Annotated in this window: 27 protein-coding genes; 12 read left to right on the top strand and 15 right to left on the bottom strand. The window is 64.6% G+C overall.

From position 1 onward, the window contains the following. The first annotated feature begins 70 nt into the window (after positions 1 to 70). Positions 71 to 313 (top strand): hypothetical protein, encoded by a 243-nt coding sequence (locus tag VI234_RS08015; RefSeq protein ID WP_008310020.1) that lies wholly within the window; start codon positions 71 to 73, stop codon positions 311 to 313. Between the two features lie 176 nt (positions 314 to 489). Here VI234_RS08015 and ilvD read toward each other — a convergent pair whose 3' ends face one another. Further along, positions 490 to 2,217, bottom strand: a complete 1,728-nt coding sequence (gene ilvD, locus VI234_RS08010; protein WP_336329696.1) for a dihydroxy-acid dehydratase — start codon at positions 2,215 to 2,217, stop codon at positions 490 to 492. A 121-nt stretch (positions 2,218 to 2,338) separates the two neighbouring features. On the opposite strand from ilvD, the gene VI234_RS08005 reads away from it, so the two are divergent. Together VI234_RS08005 and VI234_RS08000 are read left to right on the top strand one after the other, a co-directional pair. Beyond that, on the top strand, positions 2,339 to 3,304 hold the full coding sequence (locus tag VI234_RS08005; protein WP_008310018.1) for a beta-ribofuranosylaminobenzene 5'-phosphate synthase family protein: 966 nt from the start codon (positions 2,339 to 2,341) through the stop codon (positions 3,302 to 3,304). Between the two features lie 99 nt (positions 3,305 to 3,403). Continuing rightward, positions 3,404 to 4,507, top strand: a complete 1,104-nt coding sequence (locus VI234_RS08000; RefSeq protein WP_336329695.1) for an NADH:flavin oxidoreductase/NADH oxidase — start codon at positions 3,404 to 3,406, stop codon at positions 4,505 to 4,507. A gap of 5 nt (positions 4,508 to 4,512) precedes the next feature. On the opposite strand, the gene VI234_RS07995 is transcribed toward VI234_RS08000, so the two are convergent. The 3 genes from VI234_RS07995 to VI234_RS07985 all read right to left on the bottom strand — a co-directional run bounded on the left by VI234_RS07995 (position 4,513) and on the right by VI234_RS07985 (position 7,334). Then, positions 4,513 to 5,517, bottom strand: a complete 1,005-nt coding sequence (locus VI234_RS07995; RefSeq protein ID WP_336329694.1) for a DUF368 domain-containing protein — start codon at positions 5,515 to 5,517, stop codon at positions 4,513 to 4,515. Positions 5,518 to 5,623: 106 nt separating this feature from the next. Next, positions 5,624 to 5,875 (bottom strand): DUF7127 family protein, encoded by a 252-nt coding sequence (locus VI234_RS07990; RefSeq protein ID WP_008310015.1) that lies wholly within the window; start codon positions 5,873 to 5,875, stop codon positions 5,624 to 5,626. A 91-nt stretch (positions 5,876 to 5,966) separates the two neighbouring features. Then, positions 5,967 to 7,334, bottom strand: coding sequence for a phosphoribosylglycinamide synthetase C domain-containing protein (locus tag VI234_RS07985; protein WP_336329693.1), 1,368 nt, complete (start codon positions 7,332 to 7,334; stop codon positions 5,967 to 5,969). 180 nt (positions 7,335 to 7,514) lie between these two features. On the opposite strand from VI234_RS07985, the gene VI234_RS07980 reads away from it, so the two are divergent. After that, a complete protein-coding gene (locus tag VI234_RS07980) occupies positions 7,515 to 7,787 on the top strand; it encodes a DUF7553 family protein (RefSeq protein ID WP_008310011.1) in 273 nt (90 codons plus the stop codon). A 77-nt stretch (positions 7,788 to 7,864) separates the two neighbouring features. Here the strand turns inward: VI234_RS07980 and VI234_RS07975 are convergent, their stop codons facing one another. Further along, entirely contained in the window at positions 7,865 to 8,692 is an 828-nt protein-coding gene (locus VI234_RS07975; RefSeq protein WP_008310008.1) for a hypothetical protein, read from the bottom strand. 305 nt (positions 8,693 to 8,997) lie between these two features. Here VI234_RS07975 and VI234_RS07970 point away from each other — a divergent pair, with 305 nt between their 5' ends. After that, the gene (locus VI234_RS07970) at positions 8,998 to 9,777 is read left to right on the top strand and encodes a winged helix-turn-helix domain-containing protein (RefSeq protein ID WP_008310006.1); all 780 of its coding nucleotides are present in this window, start codon (positions 8,998 to 9,000) and stop codon (positions 9,775 to 9,777) included. On the opposite strand, the gene VI234_RS07965 is transcribed toward VI234_RS07970, so the two are convergent. The 7 genes from VI234_RS07965 to crtD all read right to left on the bottom strand — a co-directional run bounded on the left by VI234_RS07965 (position 9,774) and on the right by crtD (position 15,933). Then, positions 9,774 to 10,097 (bottom strand): transcription factor S, encoded by a 324-nt coding sequence (locus tag VI234_RS07965; protein WP_008310004.1) that lies wholly within the window; start codon positions 10,095 to 10,097, stop codon positions 9,774 to 9,776. The genes VI234_RS07970 and VI234_RS07965 overlap by 4 nt on opposite strands. 32 nt (positions 10,098 to 10,129) lie before the next feature. After that, positions 10,130 to 10,765, bottom strand: a complete 636-nt coding sequence (locus VI234_RS07960) for a hypothetical protein (RefSeq protein ID WP_008310002.1) — start codon at positions 10,763 to 10,765, stop codon at positions 10,130 to 10,132. Then, positions 10,758 to 11,630 carry a hypothetical protein gene (locus tag VI234_RS07955; RefSeq protein ID WP_008309999.1) on the bottom strand — a complete coding sequence of 291 codons (873 nt, stop codon included), beginning with the start codon at positions 11,628 to 11,630 and terminating at the stop codon, positions 10,758 to 10,760. Before VI234_RS07955 ends, VI234_RS07960 begins: the two co-directional genes overlap by 8 nt. Before the next feature lie 132 nt (positions 11,631 to 11,762). Continuing rightward, entirely contained in the window at positions 11,763 to 12,599 is an 837-nt protein-coding gene (locus VI234_RS07950) for an RAD55 family ATPase (protein WP_008309997.1), read from the bottom strand. Between the two features lie 84 nt (positions 12,600 to 12,683). Continuing rightward, positions 12,684 to 13,565 carry a bisanhydrobacterioruberin hydratase gene (gene cruF / locus VI234_RS07945; protein ID WP_336329692.1) on the bottom strand — a complete coding sequence of 294 codons (882 nt, stop codon included), beginning with the start codon at positions 13,563 to 13,565 and terminating at the stop codon, positions 12,684 to 12,686. Next, positions 13,558 to 14,442, bottom strand: a complete 885-nt coding sequence (locus tag VI234_RS07940) for a prenyltransferase (RefSeq protein ID WP_336329691.1) — start codon at positions 14,440 to 14,442, stop codon at positions 13,558 to 13,560. The genes cruF and VI234_RS07940 overlap by 8 nt, the downstream gene beginning before the upstream one ends. A 3-nt stretch (positions 14,443 to 14,445) precedes the next feature. Further along, positions 14,446 to 15,933 carry a carotenoid 3,4-desaturase gene (gene crtD / locus VI234_RS07935; RefSeq protein ID WP_008309991.1) on the bottom strand — a complete coding sequence of 496 codons (1,488 nt, stop codon included), beginning with the start codon at positions 15,931 to 15,933 and terminating at the stop codon, positions 14,446 to 14,448. A gap of 134 nt (positions 15,934 to 16,067) precedes the next feature. Here crtD and VI234_RS07930 point away from each other — a divergent pair, with 134 nt between their 5' ends. From VI234_RS07930 to VI234_RS07920, 3 genes are all read left to right on the top strand, one after another. Beyond that, positions 16,068 to 17,243: a Xaa-Pro peptidase family protein gene (locus VI234_RS07930; protein ID WP_336329690.1), complete on the top strand. Its 1,176-nt coding sequence runs from the start codon at positions 16,068 to 16,070 to the stop codon at positions 17,241 to 17,243. A 230-nt stretch (positions 17,244 to 17,473) separates the two neighbouring features. Next, the gene (locus tag VI234_RS07925) at positions 17,474 to 17,638 is read left to right on the top strand and encodes a hypothetical protein (protein WP_008309989.1); all 165 of its coding nucleotides are present in this window, start codon (positions 17,474 to 17,476) and stop codon (positions 17,636 to 17,638) included. A gap of 44 nt (positions 17,639 to 17,682) precedes the next feature. Continuing rightward, on the top strand, positions 17,683 to 17,892 hold the full coding sequence (locus VI234_RS07920) for a ribbon-helix-helix domain-containing protein (RefSeq protein ID WP_008309988.1): 210 nt from the start codon (positions 17,683 to 17,685) through the stop codon (positions 17,890 to 17,892). Positions 17,893 to 17,911: 19 nt separating this feature from the next. On the opposite strand, the gene VI234_RS07915 is transcribed toward VI234_RS07920, so the two are convergent. Both VI234_RS07915 and VI234_RS07910 read right to left on the bottom strand, forming a co-directional pair. Then, positions 17,912 to 18,322: a hypothetical protein gene (locus VI234_RS07915; protein ID WP_008309987.1), complete on the bottom strand. Its 411-nt coding sequence runs from the start codon at positions 18,320 to 18,322 to the stop codon at positions 17,912 to 17,914. A 47-nt stretch (positions 18,323 to 18,369) separates the two neighbouring features. After that, a complete protein-coding gene (locus VI234_RS07910; RefSeq protein ID WP_008309986.1) occupies positions 18,370 to 19,050 on the bottom strand; it encodes a hypothetical protein in 681 nt (226 codons plus the stop codon). Positions 19,051 to 19,171: 121 nt separating this feature from the next. On the opposite strand from VI234_RS07910, the gene VI234_RS07905 reads away from it, so the two are divergent. Both VI234_RS07905 and VI234_RS07900 read left to right on the top strand, forming a co-directional pair. Next, on the top strand, positions 19,172 to 19,858 hold the full coding sequence (locus VI234_RS07905; protein WP_044952185.1) for a VOC family protein: 687 nt from the start codon (positions 19,172 to 19,174) through the stop codon (positions 19,856 to 19,858). 168 nt (positions 19,859 to 20,026) lie between these two features. Next, positions 20,027 to 20,305, top strand: a complete 279-nt coding sequence (locus tag VI234_RS07900; protein WP_008309984.1) for a hypothetical protein — start codon at positions 20,027 to 20,029, stop codon at positions 20,303 to 20,305. 121 nt (positions 20,306 to 20,426) lie between these two features. Here VI234_RS07900 and VI234_RS07895 read toward each other — a convergent pair whose 3' ends face one another. Then, positions 20,427 to 20,729, bottom strand: a complete 303-nt coding sequence (locus VI234_RS07895; RefSeq protein WP_008309982.1) for a DUF5779 family protein — start codon at positions 20,727 to 20,729, stop codon at positions 20,427 to 20,429. A 127-nt stretch (positions 20,730 to 20,856) separates the two neighbouring features. Here VI234_RS07895 and VI234_RS07890 point away from each other — a divergent pair, with 127 nt between their 5' ends. Continuing rightward, positions 20,857 to 22,101: a LeuA family protein gene (locus VI234_RS07890; RefSeq protein ID WP_008309980.1), complete on the top strand. Its 1,245-nt coding sequence runs from the start codon at positions 20,857 to 20,859 to the stop codon at positions 22,099 to 22,101. Positions 22,102 to 22,446: 345 nt separating this feature from the next. Beyond that, complete coding sequence (ilvB, locus tag VI234_RS07885; protein WP_336329689.1) at positions 22,447 to 24,204, top strand: biosynthetic-type acetolactate synthase large subunit; 1,758 nt, start codon at positions 22,447 to 22,449, stop codon at positions 24,202 to 24,204. The last annotated feature ends 11 nt before the right edge of the window (positions 24,205 to 24,215 follow it).

Raw genomic sequence — 24,215 nt, 5'->3', positions numbered from 1 at the left:
GACAGGCGATCATGATATATAGATGAAAGGAGTCACAACATCCGAGTATCCGGGCGGCGTATAGTCAGGTGTGTCCGAAACGTACGTGTGCGCCCGATGCCAGGACGCCGTCGAGCGGAACTTCGAGGTTCGGTCGATCATCAGGACCTGCAGCGAGTGCGGCGAGAACGGTCGGTTCCTCCACAGGTCGCTGGTCGAGTCACTTTCTGAGATCGCCACAGAGGACCGGCCGGACGGCTGGGACCAGATGACACTGGACGAGCGGTTCGAAGCGGCGCTCAAAGAGGGGCTCATCACGGTCACACGGACATAAGTCTGTGCCGCCACGCTGACGACTCCGTTCGGTTCTGACGGCGCCTAGTTCTGCCGGTGATCTGCTCCGGCGGCGTTCGTCAGTCGACCCGCTACCCGATGCCACTGTCGTCGGTTTCCCACCCTGTTGGCTGTGGCTAGCTCAAGATATTCGCGGTGGCGAAATTCGGTACAGTCTCAGTCCCACTTCGCGCCGGGGTTCGTCACCGCGCCGTTCGCCGCGGAGCCGAAGTCGCTGTGGTACTTCGCCAGCACGCCGCTGTCGTACGTCGGTTCAGGGTCGTAGTCTTCGAGGCGCTGCTCGATCTCCTCGTCGGTGAGGTCGACCGACAGTTCGTGGTCGTCGATGTCGATGGTGACGGTGTCGCCGTCCTCCAGCGCGGCGATGGGGCCGCCGACGAACGCCTCGGGGGCGACGTGGCCGATAGAGAAGCCCCGAGTCGCGCCGGAGAAGCGGCCGTCGGTGAACAGCGCCACGTCTTCGGCGTGACCCTGGCCGGCGACGGCTGAGGTCACGCCCAGCATCTCACGCATACCGGGACCGCCCTGTGGCCCCTCGTTGCGGATACAGATCACGTCGCCGGACTCGACGCGGCCTTCCTGCACGTACTCCATAGCACCCTCTTCCTGTTCGAACACGCGGACCGGACCCTCGTGATGGAGGTGGTCCTCGCCCGTGATCTTGATGACCGAGCCGTCGGGCGCGAGGTTGCCCGAGAGGATACGGATCGCACCGCGCTCGTGGATCGGGTCCTCGACGGTGTGGAGGTAGTCCACGTCGAGGTCCTCGATCGCGGGCGGGTCGATGCGTTCGAGTTCCTCTTCGATCGTGTTGCCCGTGACCGTGAGTTCGTCGCCGTGGAGCAGGCCGGCGTCGTTCAGCGCCTGCAAGACGACCGGGACGCCGCCGACCTCGTGGAGGTCGTTCATGACCTTCTCGCCGCCGGGCTGGAGGTCGGCGATCTTGGGCGTCCGGGCGCTGATTTCGTTGAACGTCTCGATGTCGAGGTCGATGCCGGCCTCCGCCGCGAGCGCGAGCAGGTGGAGGACGGCGTTGGTCGACCCGCCGACCGCGACCTGCAGGGCGATGGCGTTCTCGAAGGACTCGCGGGTGAGGAAGTCGGAGGGACTGCGGCGTTCCTGCACCACCTCGACGGCGAGTTCGCCGGCCCGGCGGGCCTCCTCGTAGCGGGACTCGTGTTCGGCCGGCGGGGAGGCCGACCCGAGCGGCGCGAAGCCGAGCGCTTCGGAGATGGAGGCCATGGTGTTGGCGGTGAACATCCCGCCACAGGAGCCCGCACCGGGGCAGGCGTGGCGTTCCATCTCGTCGAGTTCGCCCTCGCTCATCTCGCCGTCGGCGACCGCGCCCACGCCTTCGAAGACGTTCTGGATGGTGACCTCGCGGCCCTCGTGCTCGCCGGGCATGATGGAGCCGCCGTAGAGGAAGACGCTTGGCAGGTCCGTCCGGATAGCGGCCATCATCATCCCGGGCATGTTCTTGTCACAGCCACCGATGGTGACGATGCCGTCCATGCGCTCGCCGAAGGTGACAAGTTCGACAGAGTCGGCGATGATTTCGCGGGAGATGAGCGACGCCTTCATCCCCTCGGTCCCCATCGAGATGGCGTCGGAGATGGTGATCGTCCCGAACTCGATTGGCATCCCTTCAGTGTCGTCGATGCCGTCGTAGGCAGCGTCAGCCACGTCGTCCAGATGGACGTTACACGGCGTGATGTCGGCGGCGGGGTTCGCGATGCCGATCATCGGCGAGGACAGGTCCTCGTCGTCGTAGCCCATCGCGCGGAACATCGCGCGATGAGGGGCCTTCTCGTAGCCCTCTGTCACTTCGGTACTCCGGAGATCCGGGTCCTTCTCCGGCCGTTCTTGCCGTTCCTGCTTGCTCATATGTGAGCGTCGCCGTGAGCAACCTTAAATAACTTGTACTCGCGGTAACGTCCCACACAAGAGCGCGGCGAAACCCACCGGTGACAGCAGCTTCTTTTCCGTCGGGGACTTCCGCCGGCGTATGCCGACGGTCACGACCGCCGCGCGACTCCACTTCGGGTTTCAGAACCTCTCACTCGCCCACGAGCGCCTTTACGGTGGCGTTGGGCTCGCTCTCGACGAGCCGCGGCTGACCGTCGAGGCGACACGGGCCGACACGGTCCAGTGTGACGACGCGGCGGCCGAACCGTACGTCCGGCGCGTGGTCGACGCGCTCGACGTACCCGGCGCTGCTGTCTCTGTCGAGGAGCGGTTCCCGCGACACGTCGGCCTCGGGAGCGGGACGCAGCTCTCGCTGGCGACGCTCATCGCCGTCGTTCGGGCCTACGACCGGACCGCCGACGCCCGGACCTACGCGCCGCAACTGGGCCGGGGCGGCCGGAGCGGCGTCGGCGTGGCCGCGTTTGAATCGGGTGGGTTTGTCATCGACGGCGGGCACCCGACGGAGCGCTTCACTGCCGAACCGCCAGCCGAAGGTGACTGGGACGTGCCGCCGGTGCTGGCCCATCACGACATCCCCGCACACTGGCGCTTTGTCATCGTCGTCCCGGACACCGACCCCGGCCAGAGCGGCAGCGCGGAGGACCAGAGTATGCGGCAGGCCGTCGAGCGCGCCGACCCCGGCATCGCCGACGAGATCTCGACGCTGTTGACCCGGCGGCTGCTCCCCGCGATTGCCACCAGAGACCACGGCGACTTCGGCCACGCCGCGGCGCGGCTGGGCCGGCTCAACGGCGCGTGGTACGCCGACGAACAGGGCGGCGTCTACCGCCCGCCCGCCGGCGCACTCGTCGAGTCGCTGTCGAGCGCCCCGGTCATCTCCGGAGCCGGCCAGAGCTCCTGGGGACCGACCGTCTGGGGCCTGACGACGGCAGACTACGAGTCGGAGGCTCGCGAAGCGGGCGCACTGGCACTCGATGCGGCCGGCGTCGAGGGAACGGCTCGCGTCGTCGCGCCCCGGAACACCGGTGCCTCACTGACTGAATAGAAGCCGGGCTGTGTGGCTTTTCAGTACGAGCTACCGGCACTAACGACGACTCTTGCAGCCGCCAGTGCGGTTATCCGTCTCGGCAGCAAACCCCCGTCGATGACTGCACTGTTCTCACCGCTGGAACTCCGCGAGACGACTGTCCCGAATCGCGCCATGGTGTCTCCGATGTGCCAGTACTCCTGTGGGGCCCGCGACGGCCTCGCCACCGACTGGCACCGCACACACCTCGGTTCACGCGCCGTTGGCGGCGCGGGCCTGGTCATGACTGAGGCGACCACTGTCGAAGCCCGCGGCCGTATCTCCCCGGAGGACCTGGGTATCTGGAGCGACGAGCACGCGGCAGCGCTGGAACCGATTACGGAGTTCATCGCTGAACAGGGCAGCGTACCGGCTATCCAGCTGGCCCACGCCGGGCGGAAAGCCTCTATCGAACGACCGTGGGACGGCCACGACCCGCTCCAGCCCGACGACGGCGGCTGGGAAGTCGTCGGACCGAGTGACGACCCCTGGCCGTACGAAGACGGCGAGGCACCGCCGACAACAGCGCTCGATCAGGACGGCATCGAGGCGGTCATCGACTCGTTCCGCGCCGCCGCCGAGCGCGCGCTCGACGCCGGATTCGAAGTCGCAGAGGTCCACGCCGCCCACGGCTACCTCTTGCATCAGTTCCTCTCGCCGGTGACGAACCAGCGCGAGGACGACTACGGCGGCGACTTCGAGGGGCGCACGCGACTGGTCCGCGAAATCACGACCGCCGTCCGCGAGGTCTGGCCCGACGACAAGCCGGTGTTCGTCCGAATCTCGGCGACGGACTGGCTCCCCGACCGCGATTCCTGGACCGTCGAGGACTCCGTGCGACTGTCGGACCGACTCGCCGACATCGGCGTGGACCTCATCGACGTGAGCGGCGGCGGCATCCACCCCGAGTCCCGCCCCGACTACGCCGGCCCGAACTACCAGCTCCGGTACGCCGAGCGGATTCGAGAGGAAACGGAGTCCGACATCGCCGTCGGCGCTGTCGGCGGCATCACGACGCCCGAACAGGCCGAAGCCGTCGTCGCCAACGACCGGGCAGACATGGCCATCGTCGGCCGCGAACACCTCCGGGACCCGTACTTCACGATGACCGCAGCGAGGGAACTCGACGCGACCGACGAAATCGAGGGACCGCCGCAGTACCGTCGCGCCTGGGGCTTCTAAGGGCCTTAGATCTTGTCGAGATCGAGGTCCACGGCGTACCAGTCGAGCACGAGCAGGAAGGCCGCGCCGACGGCGGCAGCGGCGACAAACGCGATGAGAACATCGGTCGAAAAGCCGACTTCGCCCCGAACCTCCACAACGGGGGCACGCAGTGCGCCGACGACGAGCGCGACGAGGAAGGCAAGCGTCGCCCGCCGGTTGTAATCCAGCGCGCGACGGACGACCCGTGCGATGGTGAACAGACCGACCAGTCCGCCGACGATGAAGGTCACGACGGGAACGGCCGTCGCGGTCACGTCGTCGACCGAGCCGCCCGTCGCAAGCGCGATGAGCGCGTCGATGAACTCGCTAAGCGCCCTCGTCATCCGGGTGTACTGACCGAGGATGACGAGCAGCAGCGACCCGGAGATGCCAGGGAGGATCATTGCGCTGACGCCGATCATCCCGGCGACGAAGACGAGGAGCAGGCTCCCGCCGGTGCCGTCGCCCCCAGCCGAGATACCCGATACTAGGAAGGCGACGAGGAACCCGACGACGCCCGCCGCGGCTTGGAGTGGCGTCTCGATTGAGAGACCGCGTAGCAGGACGAGCGCGGAGGCGGCGATGAGGCCGAAGAAGAAGCCGAAAAGCAACGCCGGCGTCTCCTGGCTGGCGACGGTGACGATGTGTGTCACGATGACGACGGCGGTGCCGACGCCGGCGACCAGCGCGAGGAGGAACCAGATGTCGAGTTCGAGGAGTTCCGAGAACGCACCGCGTACATCAACACCGCCGTCTAGCGGTGTGAGCGCGCGGACGAATCGTACTATGCGGCCCGGCGTAACGGCGGTAATCGCGGCGATGAGTCGCTCGTAGACCCCGGCGATAAGCGCGATTGTGCCCCCGGAGACGCCGGGGACGCCGTCCGCACTGCCCATACAGAGGCCGATGAGAAACGTTCGAATCCACGCACGAAGCGGTGGCACCGAGCCCAGAACCGTCGGCGGGTCCCGGTCGGGAGGGGTGGTCATCACTGAACGCTTCCAGCATCACGCTCAAATCCCTTGTGGAGTCACATCGTATTATGCTGCTGTCACAACTGCGAGACTGCGGCTGAACAAGTGGCCCGCGACAGCGCTAGCTCCGCTTCGATAGCGTGAGCACGCCGTTCCTGAGTGTCTGGACTGCGCCGGCTGCCGGCAGGTCGACATCGAACTCGGTCTGGAGGTGCGGGGCGTCGACAGCAACGATGGCTTCCGTCCCGATGATATCGACTGTCACATGGTCGTCGCTGACCTGAAGCGAGTCGAGGTCGACGGCGACCGTCCAGCCGTCGTCGTGGTCGGTGTGCGAGACGTGTAGCGGCGACCGTTCAGTTTGTGCGTCCATTCGTCAATCATGGGTATGTGTTACACACATAAAGGTCCACGTTCGGCGCGTGCCAAAGCTCGGCCAGACAGGAACGCTATCCTGTACGTCGCTACACAGCAGGGCCGAGATAGCCCCATGCTTGCAGGCGGTCGCCGTCGCCCTCTATCCACCGCTCGCCGATGTCGTCGCGGTAGTAGCAGTTCGGGATGAGAATGTCGTCGACGCGTTCGTACGCCTGTTCTCGCGCCGCCTGCATCGTTTCGCCCTTGCCTGTGACGACTAGCGGCATCCCACTTTCGCCGGCGACCCGCCACTGCCCGTCGACCGCCGCTCCCGGCTCGCTTCTCTCGCCGGTCGCGCGGTCCGTGCCCGCAACAGACACGCGCTTCGCGTCCTCGATGTGGATGCCCTCGCGGCTGTCGGATCCGAAGACGACCGCGGCGTTGCGGGAGTTCTCGTCGTACGTCTTCTGGTCGTCGAACGGGAACGGCGGGAGGACGACCCGAACCGCGACCTGATATCCACGGTGTACCTCTAGACCGGGGTCGCGCCCGTTCGCCAGGTCGAGGAAGAACTGGCCTGTTTCCGATTCGAACGACTCCTCTTGCAGCGTGATTGTGGGGTACCCGAACCGCGGCGTGAACTCCAGCGGATAGATGCCGTCCTCGTTGACGATGCAGTTGATGTCGATGCTGCCGACGTAGCCCTCGTCGGCGAGCCAGCCTTCCACCTTGCCGAGTGTCTCCGCAAACAGTTCGTTCCGGCCGGCCCAAAACATCGAAGTCCCCATCTCGCCGGTCGAGGGACCGATGTTGCCCGGAAACAGCTTCTTGTGCTCGAAGTTGAAGTTGATCGGTTCGACGAACGACTCGCCGTTGAAGAAACCACAGACGGCGATTTCGACGCCCTCGACCTTCCGCTGGAGCTGGAAACCCTTCATCCGATGGCCCCACGCCTTCTTGTACGCCTCCAGTACGTCCACGATGTCGCTGCCGTCGTCCTCGTTGCCGACGTAGAGCAGTCGTTTGACGTTCTGGACTTCGCCCAGCGGTTTGATGACGTACGGCGCAGGGTTCTCCTGGACGTGCTTGATGCCGGCGTCGAAGTCCTCGAAGACGTGATGCTCGATAGTGTTGACACCGTGGTCTTCGAGGACCTCCATGGCGTAGCCGCGGTCCTCTTCGAGCGCATCTGTGTTGGGTGTCCCGCCAACGACGGCGTGGCCTTCAGCCCGGAGTTCCCGGGCGAGTTCGCCGGTACCGATGTCGCCACCGACCCAGATGTCGTCGAAGACGACGACGTCGGCCCAGTCGAGGTCCCCCCGCCAGTCGTCGGTTTTCGGTACGAATCCGTCGGCAATCTCCTGATCGCTGTCGGCTTCGATGTAGTACCGGACGTCGTGCCCTTCTCGGCTGACCTGCCAGGCGATGTCGCCGATGAGCGCCGCGTCCAACGAACAAAAGAGGAAATTTGCCATGGCGCGTCTGCGGGCGGGTGCGGGGTAAACGTTTCCCGTCCTGTCGACCGCAGGTCATTGACATCGCGATGGCAGCGAACCGGCCAGTCATACCCGGCTGCTCGATGCCCACTGATCTATTTAAATAAACCCACTTCCGTAAGCCGAACCGTTTTAGTCCCCATCTGTAAATCCCCACGTATGACACGCGACGAACTCGCGTCCGCGAGTGAACTGCTCGAATCGGCGGCCGAAGACACTGACAGCGACGAGGCGAGCGAGCGCCTCGCCGAACTCGCTGCCCAGCTTGACTCCCTTGCGACCGACGAACGCGGCCCGGACCACGGCCGACTCGCCCGCATCCAGTCGGCGCTCAACGACCTCAGCAGTGGCGACGCGGAAGACGTGACCGAAGCCATCGACGACGCCGACGACCAGATCAACGAGTATCGGTCCGACCTCGAAGGGGTCTGAGGCGGCGCTCCTGCGCCAACACACGGCTGCCCGGTGACTTTCTGCGACGGAAAGACGGCTTTCGAACCGATGAGTCGCTACGACTCTGTCGCGGTTTCCTCGTCGACCGGCTTGATCCGGTGTGTCACGTCGTTGTTATCGTCCGGGGCCCGCAGATGATACGTGACTTCACGCGGCTCCGTATCGTCGACGTACGGTGTCTTAGCGTCGTGCGTGATGCCCGCTGTTTCTCCTGGCTCCAGTACCCTATCAAACCGGCCGACAGGCGCGTAGGCGACTCGCGGGCCGGTTCGGTTGAGTGCGAGGACGTACCGACCCGCAGTGTCGCCCGCGTTCGTGACTGTTATCTCAAGCGTCGGCATGGCTGGCTCAGTGACGCGCTCCGGTCCGTCGAGAGTAACGTCGAACGACGGCAACGGTGCTTCGAGTCTGTTCTGAACTGTCTTCGGCGGCGTCCACTCCCCGCCGGGCCAGGACAGTCGGGTGTCGCTGGCTGAACCGGTTTCGGGCAGGTCAAAGACCAGCGGCCCGCCGGCCTCGGTGAACTGTCGGCCCCACTCGCCGTCGCGATACAGACCGTTCCTGAACGTCTCGGGGCTGTACGTCGACCCGTCGAATCTGAGCGAGAACGCGCCCCGGTCCACTCCCGAGCCCTCGACGGTCGTCGTGAGGACGAGAAACTGGCCGGCTGTCGGTTCAACGCTGATAGAGTCAGTGCGGGGAATCACGACGCCCGGCGCCACCACGGCGTCCGTGACAGCCACACCGGGCGGCGACCCAGTATCGGGTTCGCTGACGGCCGGTGACGGCACCGGCGTCACTGACCCGGTGTCCTCGGTTTCACCCTGACATCCTGCACCGGTGATAGCCAGTCCGCAGAGTGCCAGAACACGACGGCGGTACATGGCTCTGCGTTGCCCTGCCCCCGATAAATGCTTTCAGAAGGCACGGGTTCAGTTTTGACCGACTGTTTCCAGTTCGGCCCGGAATAGACCTGTCTCCTTGATCTGGGTCGTCTGTGTCGCTGATGAGGCAGGCGATGTCAGATTAAATAACATCTTAATTAATGTTTGTGACTAACCAAAAGCTTTTGACAATTCCATTGGTTTCAGTCAAATGTGTATCAGGTTGGGGGATCGGGTGGCGGTACCATCCCTACGTGGTGATATCAATGAGCAAATCAACGAATGGCCGAACGGCCCCTAAATCGATGCGTCACAAGCAAATACTCGATGTAGCGGCTGAGAACCCCGAGGCATCCATCGCAGAGCTTGCGGCCGAAGTACCGAGTGCGACAGCGGAACTGGTCGAGCGAGTTCTTGAGGAACACGGCGACCCGGCTGAGGCCGACGAGACGGAAACGGCCGACCAGTCACAGAGTGAACCGTCAGCCGAGTCGCAGTCGTACCCCGCCCCTGCGGACCTCTCATCGACAGAACGTGAGACGATCCGAGCAATCCAGAAACACCCCACCGCATCCCAGCGAGACCTCGCGGAGAAGCTCGGCGTCACCGCTTCGACGGTGAGCAACCGCGTCAACGGAATCGACGGGTTCGACTGGGCGAACCGAGAAGCGTTCGCAAACGCTGTGTTCAGCGACGGAGAAGCCGAACCAGCGACGATATCGGACGATTCAGCAACCCAGGCACCCGATACCCAATCGCCGGAGTCAACAGACAACCCCGACGGAGCCAACAGTCAAGCGTCAGGCCCTGATACTGCGTCTGACGACGGCGACCGCTCGCCAACGGAAGTCGAGACAGCGGCCGGCGAAGTGAACACCACGCTGACTACGTTCCAGTCGACCGTCGAGGACCTCTCCGAGCAACTGGCCGAACTCGAAGGCCAGGTCGAAACCGTCACCGACGGCGGCGGCTCGCCACAGCCGTTTCAGGACCCCGAACTCGTCCACAAGGTCGTCCACGCGTGTATGGACTCCGACAAGATATCCGAGGAGGAAGAGCTCCGGATTCTGGATTCGCTGCTCTAGTTGTACTCACGCCATCGGTGGCCACACTCTTGGCACTTGAAAAAGCGCGTCGGCGGTTCGTCGGCTGACCCGGTCTGTTTGATCGTGTACCACGCTTTCCCGTGTCCGCATTCCTCACAGGTCACGTCGTCAGCCGTCGGCTTGCCCTCGAAGTTCGAACCCTCCTCGGTCTCTATCAGTTCGTCGCCGCTCTGTTCGTCCGTGCTGACGAACTCGGCCGCGCGGTCCTCGTCTTTCGCGACCCGCGCGCCACAGGACTGACAGACCATCTCGTCACCGTCGCCGTGCATCATCGAGCCACAGTCGTCGCAAAACTGCATACACGCTCGTCGGATATCGAGGCAAAAAGCCGTTACTGCTCGTCCTCGATCTCGTGTTGCTCGGCGACGACCGGACAGTCAAGCAGCCGGACCGTCTCCATGTCGAGGAACTCCATGATCTCGGTCCCCTCGTTCGTGCAGTGTGCGTTCGGCGGTGCGGAGAAGTGTTCACACTGCTCGCAGTAGCGGTGTTTCGACACCTCCGCATACCGGCTCTCCGGCGTGGTCTCGCTATCGTCGTCCGCAGCGATTTCCGCCCACACCTTGTCCGCGTCGATGTGATCGACGTCGACCCGCTCGAATACGCTCTCACCGCTTCCAAAGGGGTCGTCGCCGCGGCTGTCCATTTCCGAAAAGGGGTCGTCCGGGTCGGGTGATGACCCGGAAAGGGGATTGTCTGATTCAGTTGCCGAATCCGAACGGAACTCTTCCGTGTCGACGGCCGAGAGCAGGTCGTCAGCATCGGTTGCATCGGGTTCCGCCTCGGACGCACCGTCGGCCGGTTCGTCGCTCGGTTCGCTGCCCGGCCACCCGTCGTCGGGTGGCTGGCGTGCGTCTGTCGAGCCGTCCGCGTCGTCAGGCTCCGAACCGAGACGCTCGAACGGGTCGCCCTCGCGGTCGTCGCCCGGGTCAAGCTCCTCGAAGGGGTCTTGCTCGTCGTCACTCATTGGTCTCGCCCGGTTCAAGCTGTGCTGCGGCCACCAGCCGCGCCTTCGAGCGGATAATGCCGCCCTCGGGCCGGACGTCCGACACCGTCGTGTTGCAGTGTGGACACTGGGGTTCGGTCAACAGTCCGATCTCGACCTGCTCGTCACAGTTCGAACAGCGTGCCGTCGAGATGTTCTCCTGGGCCGCGGCGCGTTTCAGCCGGTCGACCGCTTTCTGATTCTGGTCCCGGCCGCCCTGGTCGTCGCGGAGGTCGCTGACGACCCAGGCGACGCGGGTGAGTTTGTCTTCGACATCGTCGAGTCGGCTGTCGATGTCAGCGACTCGCTCGTTCTCTGTTTCGAGCGACTCGGTCACGTCGCCCCGAAGCGCGGCGAGTTCCGCCTCGATATCTTCGATCTCTTGTGTGAGTGCATCGATACGGTCGAACTCCTCGTGGCCGTGGTCGGCCGGCGCTTTCGCGTCGGCCTCCCGTTTGACCTGCACGACGCGCTCGCGAACGTCTTCGATTTTCGTCTGAAAGTCCGCTTCGAGCGCGTCGAACCGCTCGGTGAGTTGGCGTTCCACCGTGTCGACGATGTCGGGGAGCTGTGAACTGACAGCGCTCTCGGTCGCCGCTTCGACTGAGCCGTTCAGCTTCTCGTCCACGGTCGCGGCGACGACGGCATCCAACTCGTCCGCCGATGGCTGAATGAGGTCGTCAATCCCATCGTCCGAATCGGCCGCTGTCATGTATGCGGCCAGCAGTTGCTCCATGACGGCGTCGCGAGGCACGCCGAGCGTCTCGGCCTGCTCGGTCAGCCACTCGTCTAGATCTGCAGATAGCTCGACGTACACTCCTCCGTCATCAGTCGACTCGGAGGACATTACGACACCCTTGACGAACAAGACTGATAAGGGTTTACCGCCGATTTCAGATACCGAGAGCGGGAGCGAACCGTCAGCACGCCGCTCGTTGTTTTCTGTCGACAGTTACAGAGGGTGGTTCGCTGACTATCGTTATCGAATCTTACGAACGTCGCTGATATCGAAGCCGGCATCGCCCAGTTCGGTCTCGAACTGTACGATGTCCTCGTCCTCTATCTGCGAGAGGACGCCGCGGAACTGCTGGACGACGAGGGTCCGGGCCCGGGTGGAACCGCCGGACTCCCACGCGAACTCCATCGTGCCGTGAGATGCGTCGACGAGCTGCCCGTGTTGCACCGACGACAGCGTCTCCGGATTGACGTGTAAGAGGATGAGGCCTCCCCACTGGTGGGCCGCCTTCTGGATTCCCTGGACGAGCGAGCTGATGTCCGACCAGCTGACTTCCTCGTCCGTCGCGCTGACGAGGTCGGATAGCGAGTCGATGACGACGAGGTTCCCCGTCGCCACCTCGTTCAGGACCATGCCGAGCGTGCCGAGCAGGTCCTCCCGCTCGTGGCGCGCCCGGAGGTCGGTGATTGACGCGGTTTCGCTGGCGTACCAGTCCCGCGGCACCGGACTGATGTGGAAGTACCGCTCCGAGAGGTCGTGGAACTCGACCGCCTGGCTCCCCTTGTCGACCACGTCGTCGTCCATCGCTAGCCGCATCTCGCTGACCAGCTGCGCCTCGCCTGCGGTAAAAGAGATGTAGTGGACTTCTTCGGGGGCAACAGCGTCGGCCGAGCGGTCGCCGTAGTAGAGGTCGTGTAGCTCCCCGTCCACCTGTTCGAGCCCGTTGATGAGTGCGCTCGTATGCATGAACTCCCGGGAGCCAGCGCCGGCCTCGCCGGAGAGCAGGACGACGCTCCCGGCGGGCGCTCCACCGTTGATGATGGAGTCGAGCTGCCGGATTCCGAACGGGATTCGCTCCATACGTCCTCCTACCTACGCGTTCGCTTAAACGCTTGGCCTGTCTCCTCGGTCGTGGTCGGCGGAGCGACGGCGTGCCAACAGGACTCACCGCCAGACGGCACGGCCGAGTCGCGTCTCCGAGAGGTCGAAGTCGAAGCGGTCCGTCCAGAGGAGGCCGGCCCCCAGCAGCGCGGCCAGGCCGACCGGCACCCAGTTCGCGTAAAAGAGGTTGATACCGCCCCACAGCAGGACGAAGCTCACCAGGTCGTCGAGCATGAACGGGCAGTCCCGGAGCCGCCGTCGGAGCCCCGCGCGGTCGAACCCGAGGTCGAACAGCAGGACGGCGACCGACCCCGACAGGAGCCAGCCGGCGTAGTTCTGCCATGGGACGCCGTAGAACTGGGGCGTCTCGTAAATCCAGAAGCCGATTGCCACAGCGCCAGGGTCGAGCACCAGGTCGACGAGCATCACCGTCGCCAGTGTCGCCAGCAGCCGCACCGCGGCTGACGCCGCTCTGTTGCCGAGCAACAGCAGGACGAGCAGGTAGGCGTTCAGGACCAGCGGGAAGAAAAACACCGGGAGCCCGAACGGCACCTCACCCAGAAGCATCGGACCGAGGTCGACGCCATACGTAAACTCGCCGTAGGGCCAGCCGGTCCGCACGCCGACGAGTTCGATGCCGTAGGAATAGAGTGTCAGCGCGACCAGCGCCAGCCCGGCCCGGCGGTCCACGAGCGGGAAGACGCCGGCCACGAGGGGTAATCGCATCACGAACGTCCCAAAGAGGACGAAGTAGGGGTTGAACGCGAGCGGGTCGGGCAGTATTCCCTCGGCGCTTGCGAGCAAGGTCACCGCGCCGACGAGCGGGAAGACGACGGCGATGGTAAAGCGGTTCTCAGTGACGAACTGGTCGAACTGCGCGGTCGCGTCGGTCTTCGTCTCCGGGAGTGTCCAGCCCGCTATGGTCCGGTCTTCGCCGCTAGCCATACAGCATCACCCACAGGGCGATGAGTGTGAAACCCATGCCGACGACGGTGTTGATCGCGGGATACCACCAGTACGCCTCGTCGATGTCGACGCCGATACCGAGAATCCCGAAGACGAGGCCGGGGTAGACGAGCAGCAGCAGGCCGAACACCCAGTGCGTGTACGTGAACACGAACGCGGCCGTGAGCCAGCACATCACGCAGTAGTAGTAGGTGTTTGACTCGCCCAGAAACGTCGCCATCGTCTGGATACCGGCCTCGCGGTCGGGTTCGATGTCGGGAATCGCGGAGAAGGTGTGCATCCCCATCGCCCACAGCCACGCCCCGGTGACCGCCGTCGCTGGCGGGGCAACGCCTTCGATAGCGGCGTAGCCGATGACACCGGGCAGGATGTACAGGCCGTTCGAGATGGAGTCCAGAAACGGCGTCGTCTTGAACCGCAGCGGCGGGGCCGAGTACTCCACCGAGAGCACCACCCACGCGAGCAGGGCGACGACACCGAGCATCGGCAGCCCAAGGACGAACAGCAACGCGAGCGCGCCGCTGGCGACGACGATGGCTGTGACGGCGCTGTCCCCGCGATAGCTGACCTCCCGGCCGTCGTCTTTCTTGGGATTGTGCTCGTCGATGTCGGCGTCGAAGATGTCGTTGACGCCGTAGAGAAACACGTTCCCGGGGATGGTGAAGTACAGAAACAGCGCGACAGCCAGCGGCGAGAACAGCTCGTTCGGGCCGTCGGCCGCGTAGCTGACGCCGACGATGACCGGGCCGCCGAGGTAGAGCCAGAAGCGCGGTCGGGAGAGGCGCAACAGGTACCCCACCAGCGTCTCCTCCGGCGGAATGACGGCTTCGATGCGGTCGGTCGGGAGTTCTGGCATTACTCAGGCGATGTCCTCGATGAGCGCCTCCGCGGTGTGCTCCCCGCTTATGAGACACATCGGCACGCCGATGCCGGGCGTCGTGAACGACCCCGTGAAGTAGAGGCCGTCGACGGCCGACGAGCGGTTGTTGGGCCGCAAGAGGGCCGTCTGGCGGAGCGTGTGCGCCAGACCGAGTGCCGTGCCCTCGGTGGCGTTGTACCGCTCGCCGAAGTCGGAGACGGCGAACTGCTTCTCGTAGACGATTCGGTCGCGCAGGTCGACGCCGGTGTTGTCGGCGATATCGGCCAGAATCTTCTCGCGGTACTCCTGGCGGATCTCGTCGCCGTCGTGCAGCCCCGGCGCAATTGGAACCAGGACGAACAGGTTCGAATGGCCGTCGGGGGCGACGCTGTCGTCAGTCTTCGAAGGGACACAGAGGTAATAGGCCGGGTCGTCGGGCCAGGCCGGCTCCTCGAAGATATCGTCGAAGTGGGGGTCCCAGTCCGTCGGCAGGACGAGCGTGTGGTGTTTCAGCGGCTCCACGTCGCCCTCGACGCCCATGTACATGAGGAAGGCAGACGGCGCGTAGGTCTTGTCGTCCCAGTAGTCGTCGTCGTACTGGCGCTCGTGTTCTGGCAGGAGCTCCTGCTCGGCGTGGGCGTAGTCGGCGTTGACGACCACTTCGTCGGGATGGGTGGTGTCGCCGTGAACCGTCTCGACGAGGAACCCCTCTTTGCGCCGGGAAATTTCGTCGACCTCGGCGTCGGTCTCGTAGGTGACGCCGAGTTCTTCGCCGAGTTCGACCAGACCGTCGACGACCGCACCGACGCCGCCGTCGGGGTAGTAGACGCCGAGGTTGAAATCGACGTGGCTCATCATATTATAGAGGGCTGGCGTCGTCCGGGGCGATCCACCCAAAAAGACCAGCGTGTACTGCATGATCTGCTGGAGCTTCGGGTGCTCGAAGTAGTCCTCGACGTGGCCCTGCATCGAGCCGATGAGCTGGAGCCCGACCGGAGCGGCGGTCATCACGTCGAGGTCAATCCAGTCGCGCAGCTCCGAGCGGTCCTCGTAGACGAACTTGTTCATCGCCGTCTCGTAGTGCCGTTCGCTCGTTGCGAGGTAGTCCCGGAAGGCCTCGCCCGCGCCGGGCTCGTACTCTTCGAACTTCCGGGCCATCTGGTCGTTGTCGCCAGTCACGTCAATTTGGTCGCCGTCTTTGAAGAAGATGCGGTAGTGGGGGTCGAGCCGCTGGAGGTCGTAGTAATCCCGCGGCTCCTTGCCGAAGTACGCGAAGAACCGCTCGAACACGTCGGGCATCAGGTACCACGACGGACCCATGTCGAACCGGAACCCGTCCACCTCCAGCCGGGAGGCGCGGCCCCCGAGTTGCTCGTTTTTCTCCAGCAGCGAGACCTCCGCGCCTGCGTCCGCCAGGTAGCACGCAGCGGAGAGGCCGCCGATGCCGCCGCCAACGACGGTCACGTCTTCACCGGACAGGTCACTCATTACTAGTATTGAGGGGCTGGAGCGTCAATAAATGGGCGGCCAAACTGCATCGGTATGGTATTCGTCGGCACATCTCGGGATACGGAGCGGCGCAGTGGGAGACGTATATGGGGATGGGGGCCAGACTGGCACGTATGGAACCAGACCTCTCCGCACTGGACGCGTATCTCGACGACGCCGGCGTCGACGGCTACCTCATCGACGCGGATTCCGAGGCGTCAGACCAGTATTATCTCTCCGGCTTCGACGCGCCGGACCCGTTCATCACACTGTACGACGGCGACACGCATCTGCTCTTCCCGCGGAGCCTGGAGTTCGGCCGGGCGAAGCGCGAGTCGCGGGCCGAGACCGTCGAGCGGTACGTCGACTTCGACCACCAGGGGAAGGTCGAGGAGTACGGCCCCGACGAGGCAGTCTCACACGTCCTCGCGGATTTCCTCGCGGCCTACGACGTGGACAGCGTAGCCGTGCCGCCGCGGTTCCCGCTCCGGACGGCGGACGGTCTGCGCGCACGCGGCGTCGACGTGGCGGCCGACACCGACGGCATCGTCACGGAAATCCGCGCGACGAAGACCCAGACCGAAGTAGATCACATCCGGACGGCCCAGCGGGCCAACGAGGCAGCGATGCAGGCGGCCGAATCGCTGCTCGAAGCGGCGGAAATCGCTGCCGACGACACGCTCGAAGTTGACGGCGAGACGTTGACGAGCGAGCGCGTGAAGGAGGAAATCGAGGTGACGCTGCTCCGACACGGCTGTTCACTGGACGAGACTATCGTCGCCTGCGGCGCGGACGCCGCGGACCCCCATGACCGCGGGAGCGGGCCGCTCGTCGCTCACGAGCCCGTCATCATCGACATCTTCCCGCAGGACAAGACGACGAAGTACCACGCCGACATGACGCGGACGTTCGTCAAAGGCGAGCCGAGCGACGCGGTGCGCGAGTGGTACGACCTCACTGAGCGGGCGATGGAAGCGGCGTTCGACGCGCTGGAACCCGGTGCGACCGGCAAAGACGTACACGACGCTGTCTGTGACGTGTACGAGGACGCCGGCGAACCGACGCTGCGCGACGACGAACGAACGGAGACGGGGTTCATCCACAGCACGGGCCACGGCGTCGGGCTGGACGTCCACGAGCTCCCACAGCTGTCACCGAACGGTGGGGACCTCGAACCGGGGCACATCGTCACTATCGAGCCGGGCCTCTACGACCCCGACGTGGGCGGCGTCAGAATCGAGGACATCGCCGTCGTCACTGCCGACGGGTACGAGAACCTGACCGACTACGAGGTCCGGCTGGTCGTCTGAACCGGTCGTTTCAGCGCCGTTCCATCTGGTCACCGTCTCAATATGTAGCATCTTTTGCCAAGATGGTTGTTACCATGCACCTATATTTCCCGCAACTCCATCATGAACATTTATTATGAATGGGTCGAAAGGTGGGGGTACCCAATGCTTGTATCCGACGTACGCCTTTCGCGCCGACCCGACACTGCACCGCCCACGAACTACCGACGACGGCCGACACGACCCCCAGGATGACAACACGAATCACGACCCCCCGAAACGACGACTCGTACCCGACAACCACGCTGCCCTTCGACGACGCGGAGAGCAAGTCCCGCCGTGCGCCGAAGATGTTCTCGCCGACCAATCACGCCACGATGGGCCAGTTCGACACTGAGGCCACGGACCCGCGGTAAGCTGGGACACAACGCATATCCCGCCGGCATGCCTCCGTGCCGATATGTCCGATTACACCACAGTATCGATTCCGAAGGACCTCGCGGAGCGCGTCGAAGAGACGATCGAAGGGACGAGTTTCTCCAGCACCTCCGACCTCGTTCGGTTCCTGCTCAGGAGTATCGTCGTCCAGCACCAGCGGGAAGGCGAACTGACCGAAGCGCAGTTCCAGGATATCACCGACCAGTTGCGGGACCTGGGCTACTTGGAGTAACCGCTCCGGAGACGGAACGCTACTGCGGATACTTTTCCGGAGGCTCGACGTCGAGAACCGTGACCTCCTGTTCCTGCCCGGCTCTGTCGAAGGCCCCGAAGGCGTCGATATCCCACGGCGGGATGCCGACGAAGATGACCTCGTGCAGGTCGTCGGTCTTGCTGACGCCCATGTACCCGTCGGGGTGGGAAACGAACCGGCCCTGTGTCTGGCCGGCCGGCGTTCCAAGGTCGACGCCGAACACCGCCTTCACCGAGGCCCCGGCTGAGGGGAGATAAAAGTCAGTGAACACCGGCGTCTCGTCCGGTAAGTCAGCATCCGGGAGTTCTCCGGCCGGCGTGACGGCCAGCGAAATCGTCACGTCGTCAGGTTCGGCTTCGCTGGCGAGCCGTAACAGCGTCTCGACGAGTCCGCGTGTGACGTAGACCACGCCACTCCTTCGCACGGGCCGGGTAAAACGGCGTCGCTTCCGTCGGTTTAGCCGAGCACGAGCGACTTGAGGTTCTTCGCGTACAGGCCCGGCGTCCGGCCGCGCGACCCGCGGAGCGCGTACGCGATGTCCTCGGCGGCACCTTCCATCACGCCCTCCCCGTGTCCGACCAGGACCCGCTCGGGGTCCAGCCGGGAGAGCTTCTTCGGCGGGAACAGGCGCAACATTGGGTGGACACCGAGTCGCTCGTCACCGGCGAGGAAGTAGTCCGCCGCCCCGACTGCCTCGGGGACGACCAGCGTATCGTCCTCGTCGCCATACAGCGCGGCCTCTTGCCAGAACGTGTTCTTGATAATCTTGTGGACGCCGTAGTCCGTGCCTGGCAGCTGTCGGTGCATGCGTTCGACCGGCGCGTCGATGTCTTCCTCGACACCCGACATCCACTCGGGGATGTACACTGACACGTCGTGTCGGTTCGCAACGGCGGCGCTGTCGCGTTTGTGCCGGTCTAACAGGATGACGACGCCGGCCACGTCGCCGAACTCGGCGAACAGGTCGTCGATACCGTCGACGTCTATCGGGTCGACGACGAACACGCCGGCATCCGTCCCGAGGACGTGACTCGCCCGGACCATCATTTCGTCGGGATACGGAATGTAGCTCACGCCGCGCTCCCAGCGGTTCGTCTCCAGCCACGCCGCCGTTTCGTCCTGCGTGTTGGTTGGCATACGCCTCTGTACGGGCCTGACGTGAATAAATGGTCGAGAACGGGAAACTCGCGTGCTGGGGTTGTTTCGCCTCCGAAACGTCGTCCACAGCGGCTTTGTCGGTGGCGACCGAAGTGCCGATATGCTCTCCTCGCCCGCCTGGCTCACACTGGAGGTGAAGTATCCGGACCGTGCAACGGCGTTCTACGAGGCCTTTCTGGAACTCGACGTACTCTCAGAGAGCCCAGACGAGGCCGTGCTCGCGGCCGGCGACACCGAACTCAGGCTCCGCGCGCCGGGGACGGTTCCGCGCGGCGGGCTCCACACCCACTACGCACTGACCATTCCCGAGCGGGAGTACGACGACTGGTACGGCCGGCTGGACGAGCGCTTCGACCTGGTCGAACACACCTTCGGGGACGCGCGCTCGCTGTACTTCTACGACCCGCAGGGCAACTGCGTGGAACTCGGCGAGCGGGCGGTCGACGGCGATGGCGTCACCGGCCTGTTCGAACTCGTCCTCGAAGTCGAGGACCTGTCCTCGGCCGTGGCGTTCTACACCTCGCTGGGGTTCGACATGGTCGACGACGGCCGCGACGAAGGCCGCGTTCGGCTCTCGACCGGCGATCTCGATCTGGAACTGTGGTCACCGCGGCTCGGCATCGCCGACGCCCGCGGCGGGGTTCACGTCGACTTCGGCGTCGTCGCCGAAGATCCGAAATCGACGGCCAGGGAAGTCGCTGACGACGCGCTTTCGGTCACCTCGGTCGAGGACGGCGTCCGAATCAGGGACCGAGACGGTCACTATCTGACGCTGGTGTCGGCGTAGGCACCCGCCGGTGTCGGCGTAGCGGGCCACCGATGCTAGCGTAGCGGGCCAGTGGTACCGGGGTTGAATCCGCTGGAAGCGAATATAATGACTACCCCCGTATTAGTAGCTGTATAGACTCCTCATAGGCAGGTTCTTTTCGTGTCGGCGGCCACGTTTCACCCGAGGATGTCCCCGACTGACTCCCGGACCGAGCAGGACGTTCCGCCGAAGGCAACGCTGTTCTGTCCGGACTGTGGGCACCAGAGCAGGTACGACGGCGACTGGATGGTGGTCGAGCGCCACTGCGGCACGCACTACCGCTGTCCGGACTGCCACGCCCAGATCACGACCCGACCGAGCCACACTGACAGGGGTTCGCCCCGGTTCTTCGACACCTACTGGCAAGCGTGGGACCGGGGTATCCGCGTGTGGCACGGACTGCTGCAGCGATTTCTCTCTCCTTGAACGATCGTGGCACCTACTGCCCGGTGCCTGAGACGCCGAACCCCGCTGTGCTCGATACGCTCGCCCTAGAACCATGTCGTCTACAGCAGGACTGCACGAAGGACACCGTCTGTATTGCCAGTCAATCCAGCCGCTCGGAGTCGATACTGACGCCCGGCGGCGTCACAACCAGAAAGCCGCGGAAGTGCATCAGTTCGCCGCCGGCCTCCCGGACCGGCCGGGCGAACCCGGCGGCGAGTTCGTTCAGGTCGCCTTCGACGTTGAGAACCAGGACTGACCCGTTTTCGATGGTGTTGACCCACTGCTCGGGCGGTTCCGACCCGTCGAGGACGCCCAGCACGACGCGGTTGCTGCCGGCCCCGTCCCGGTCCTCGTCCATCTGGTCCTCCACGGCCTGCAGGTCCAGGCCCTCGAAATCGCTCATAGCCACATCCATGCGCGGACAGAGCAAAAATCCTCCCCAAACCGTCTGACGCGCGGCAGTCGCTCTGGCCGCGGTCGCAACCGTGTGCCGTGTGCACGTCTCCCCGCCTTATGAACAAGTATAAATAGTGGAAGCCTCCAGATACAGGTGCTTATGTCCAACAACGAGGGCACGTCGGAATCTCCGGCGGATCGAGTTCTTCCAGGGCACACTGGATTCCACGTCTGAGATAACAGACGCACGGATTTTCGACACCACGCTGCGCGATGGTGAGCAGTCACCACGTACGTCGTTCAACTACGAGGACAAACGCGAGATAGCCGCGCTGCTCGACGAGATGGGCACCCACGTCATCGAGGCCGGGTTCCCCGTCAACTCCGACGCGGAGTTCGAGGCAGTTCGGGACATCGCCGAGTCCACGCGAGTGACGACCTGCGGACTGGCGCGTGTGGTCGAGAAAGACATCGAGGCGGCCTTGGATTCAGGTGTGGACATGGTCCACACCTTCGTCTCGACGTCGGACGTACAGTTGCAGGATTCCATGCACGCGACCCGCCAGGAGGCGCTCGACACCGCCGTCGACTGTGTCGAGATGATCAAAGACGCGGGCGTCGAGTGCATGTTCTCGCCGATGGACGCGACTCGGACTGACGAGGACTTCCTCGTCGAAGTCATCGAGGCTACGTCCGCGGCGGGGGCGGACTGGATCAACATTCCGGACACTTGTGGGGTCGCCACGCCGCGGCGGTTCTACGACCTCATCGAGATCGTCGACGACTGCACCGACGCCTACATCGACGTGCACACGCACGACGACTTCGGACTGGCGTCGGCCAACGCCATCTCCGGCTTCGAGGCCGGAGCCAGTCAGGCGCAGGTGTCGGTCAACGGCATCGGCGAACGCGCCGGCAACGCGGCCTACGAAGAGGTCGTGATGGCGCTGGAGTCGCTGTACGACGTCGACACCGGAATCGACACCACCCGCATCACGGAGCTGTCGCGGATCGTCGAGGAGAAGTCCGACATCGGGGTGCCGGCGAACAAGCCCGTCGTCGGGCGCAACGCCTTCTCCCACGAGAGCGGTATCCACGCCGCCGGCGTCATCGAGAACTCCGACACGTTCGAGCCGGGCGTCATGACCCCCGAGATGGTCGGGGCCACGCGCGAACTCGTGCTCGGCAAGCACACCGGAGCCCATTCGGTTCGGGAGCGGCTCGTCGACGCGGGCTACGACCCGACCGAGGCGGAGGTCCGAGAAGTGACCCGCCGCGTCAAGGAGTACGGCGCGGAGGAACAGGTCACCATGTCGGTGCTCGAACGGTTCGCCGAGGAGATCGGCGTGACCGAGGAAAGCGAGGAGGTCCGGGCGTAGGTCGATGACCTCGCTTCCGGCCGTCACTACGAGTGAGCAGCTACCGGTGAGTACCCGGTTCCGAGCGGCTGTCCGCCAACGGCTATCACAGAACGTTTATTATTCGGGACGAACTGCATTTGGATGTGATGACCGCGGCTGCTGGGCGTCAGGTTCGACCACCCGCCAGCACCGCGACCGCTATTCTCGGCGTGCGTATTGTAGGGGCACTATAGCCCCTCATTTCACATTTTCACCCCCGGCCGAATCGATTCGCCTGAACACCACAGAGTCACCAGTCATGCACGCAGCATACACATCACCGCGGTATCGACCCCGAACACGAACAGACGGAGGGCTGACACGATGAGCGAACGCGCATCCGTCCCCAAGGAAGCGGAAGAAACAGAGTCGGAGACCGAACAGGAACCAGTCACAACGGGCGCACAATCGGTCATCCGTGCGCTTGAAAACGCCGGGACCGACTACGTCTTCGGCGTTCAGGGCGGCGCAATCATGCCCGTCTACGACGCGCTGTACGACTCCGACATCAACCACGTCACGATGGCCCACGAGCAGGGAGCCTCGCACGCGGCGGACGCGTACGGGATCGTCACCGGCGACCCCGGCGTCTGTTTTGCCACGTCCGGCCCCGGCGCGACGAACCTCGTGACCGGCATCGCCGACGCGAACATGGACTCGGATCCGGTCATCGCGTTGACCGGCCAGGTCCCGACGGAGTTCGTCGGCAACGACGCCTTCCAGGAGACCGACACCGTCGGCATCACCCAGCCGATCACGAAGGAGAGCTACTTCGCCGCCGACTCCGACACCGTCGGCGACGACGTCAGCGAAGCGTTCGCGCTCGCCGATGCCGGCCGGCAGGGGCCGACGCTGGTCGACCTGCCGAAGGACGTGACCCAGGGCGAGACCGAGGTCGAACCCGGCAGGCCGGAGACACCGGAGACCTACGAGGTGCCAGAGGAGGCCGACGACGGGAACGTCCAGGAGGCCGCCGAGGCGCTGGCCGAGGCCGACCGCCCCGTCATACTCTCTGGCGGCGGCGTCATCAAGGCGAACGCCTCGAACGCGCTCCGGGAGTTCGCCATGGAGTACGATATCCCGGTCATCACGACGATGCCCGGCATCGGCTCCTTCCCAGAGGACCACGAACTCTCGCTGGAGTGGGCCGGGATGCACGGCACCGGCTACGCCAACATGGCGATTAGCAACACCGACTGCATGCTGGCTATCGGGACGCGCTTCGACGACCGCCTGACCGGCGGCGTCGACTCCTTCGCGCCCGACGCGGAGGTCATCCACGTCGACATCGACCCCGCGGAAATCAGCAAGAACGTCTACGCCGACTACCCGCTCATCGGCGACGCCCGGGAAGTGCTCCGGCAACTGTTCGACGCGATGCCGCGCGCGCCGGACGCTGACGAGTGGCGCGACCAGTGCCAGACCTGGAAAGACGAGTACCCGATGGACTACGATACGCCCGACGACGAGCCGCTGAAGCCCCAGTACGTCGTCGAGCAGTTCTCGGAGATGACGCCGGACGACACCATCGTCTGTACCGGCGTCGGCCAGCACCAGATGTGGGCCTCCCAGTTCTGGGAGTACACCGAGCCCCGGACGTGGGTCTCCTCCCACGGCCTCGGGACGATGGGCTACGGCGTGCCCGCCGCCATCGGCGCGAAACTCGCCGCGCCGGACCAGGAAGTCGTCTGCTTCGACGGCGACGGCTCGTTCCTGATGACCGTCCAGGGGCTGTCGGTCGCGGTGCGCGAGCAACTCGATATCACCTACGTCGTCCTGAACAACGAGGCAGTCGGGATGGTCCGCCAGTGGCAGGACGGCTTCTACGAGGGTCGCCGGATGGCCTCCGAGTACCCGTGGATTCCGCAGTTCGACAAGCTCGCCGAGGCCTTCGGCGCGCGCGGGTTCACGCTCGAATCCTACGAGAACGTCGAGGAAACGATACAGGAAGCACGCGACTACGACGGCCCGAGCGTCATCGACGCCCACATCGACCCCGGGGAGAACGTCTTCCCGATGGTGCCAAGCGGCGGTGACAACGGCCAGTTCGCGCTCAACGAAGACCAGCTGGACATGATCTAACAATGACTGGA

The organism is Haloarcula sp. CGMCC 1.2071 (assembly GCF_037078445.1).
In the GTDB taxonomy this organism is placed as follows: domain Archaea; phylum Halobacteriota; class Halobacteria; order Halobacteriales; family Haloarculaceae; genus Haloarcula; species Haloarcula amylolytica.
This window is presented reverse-complemented; position numbering and strand designations above follow the sequence as displayed.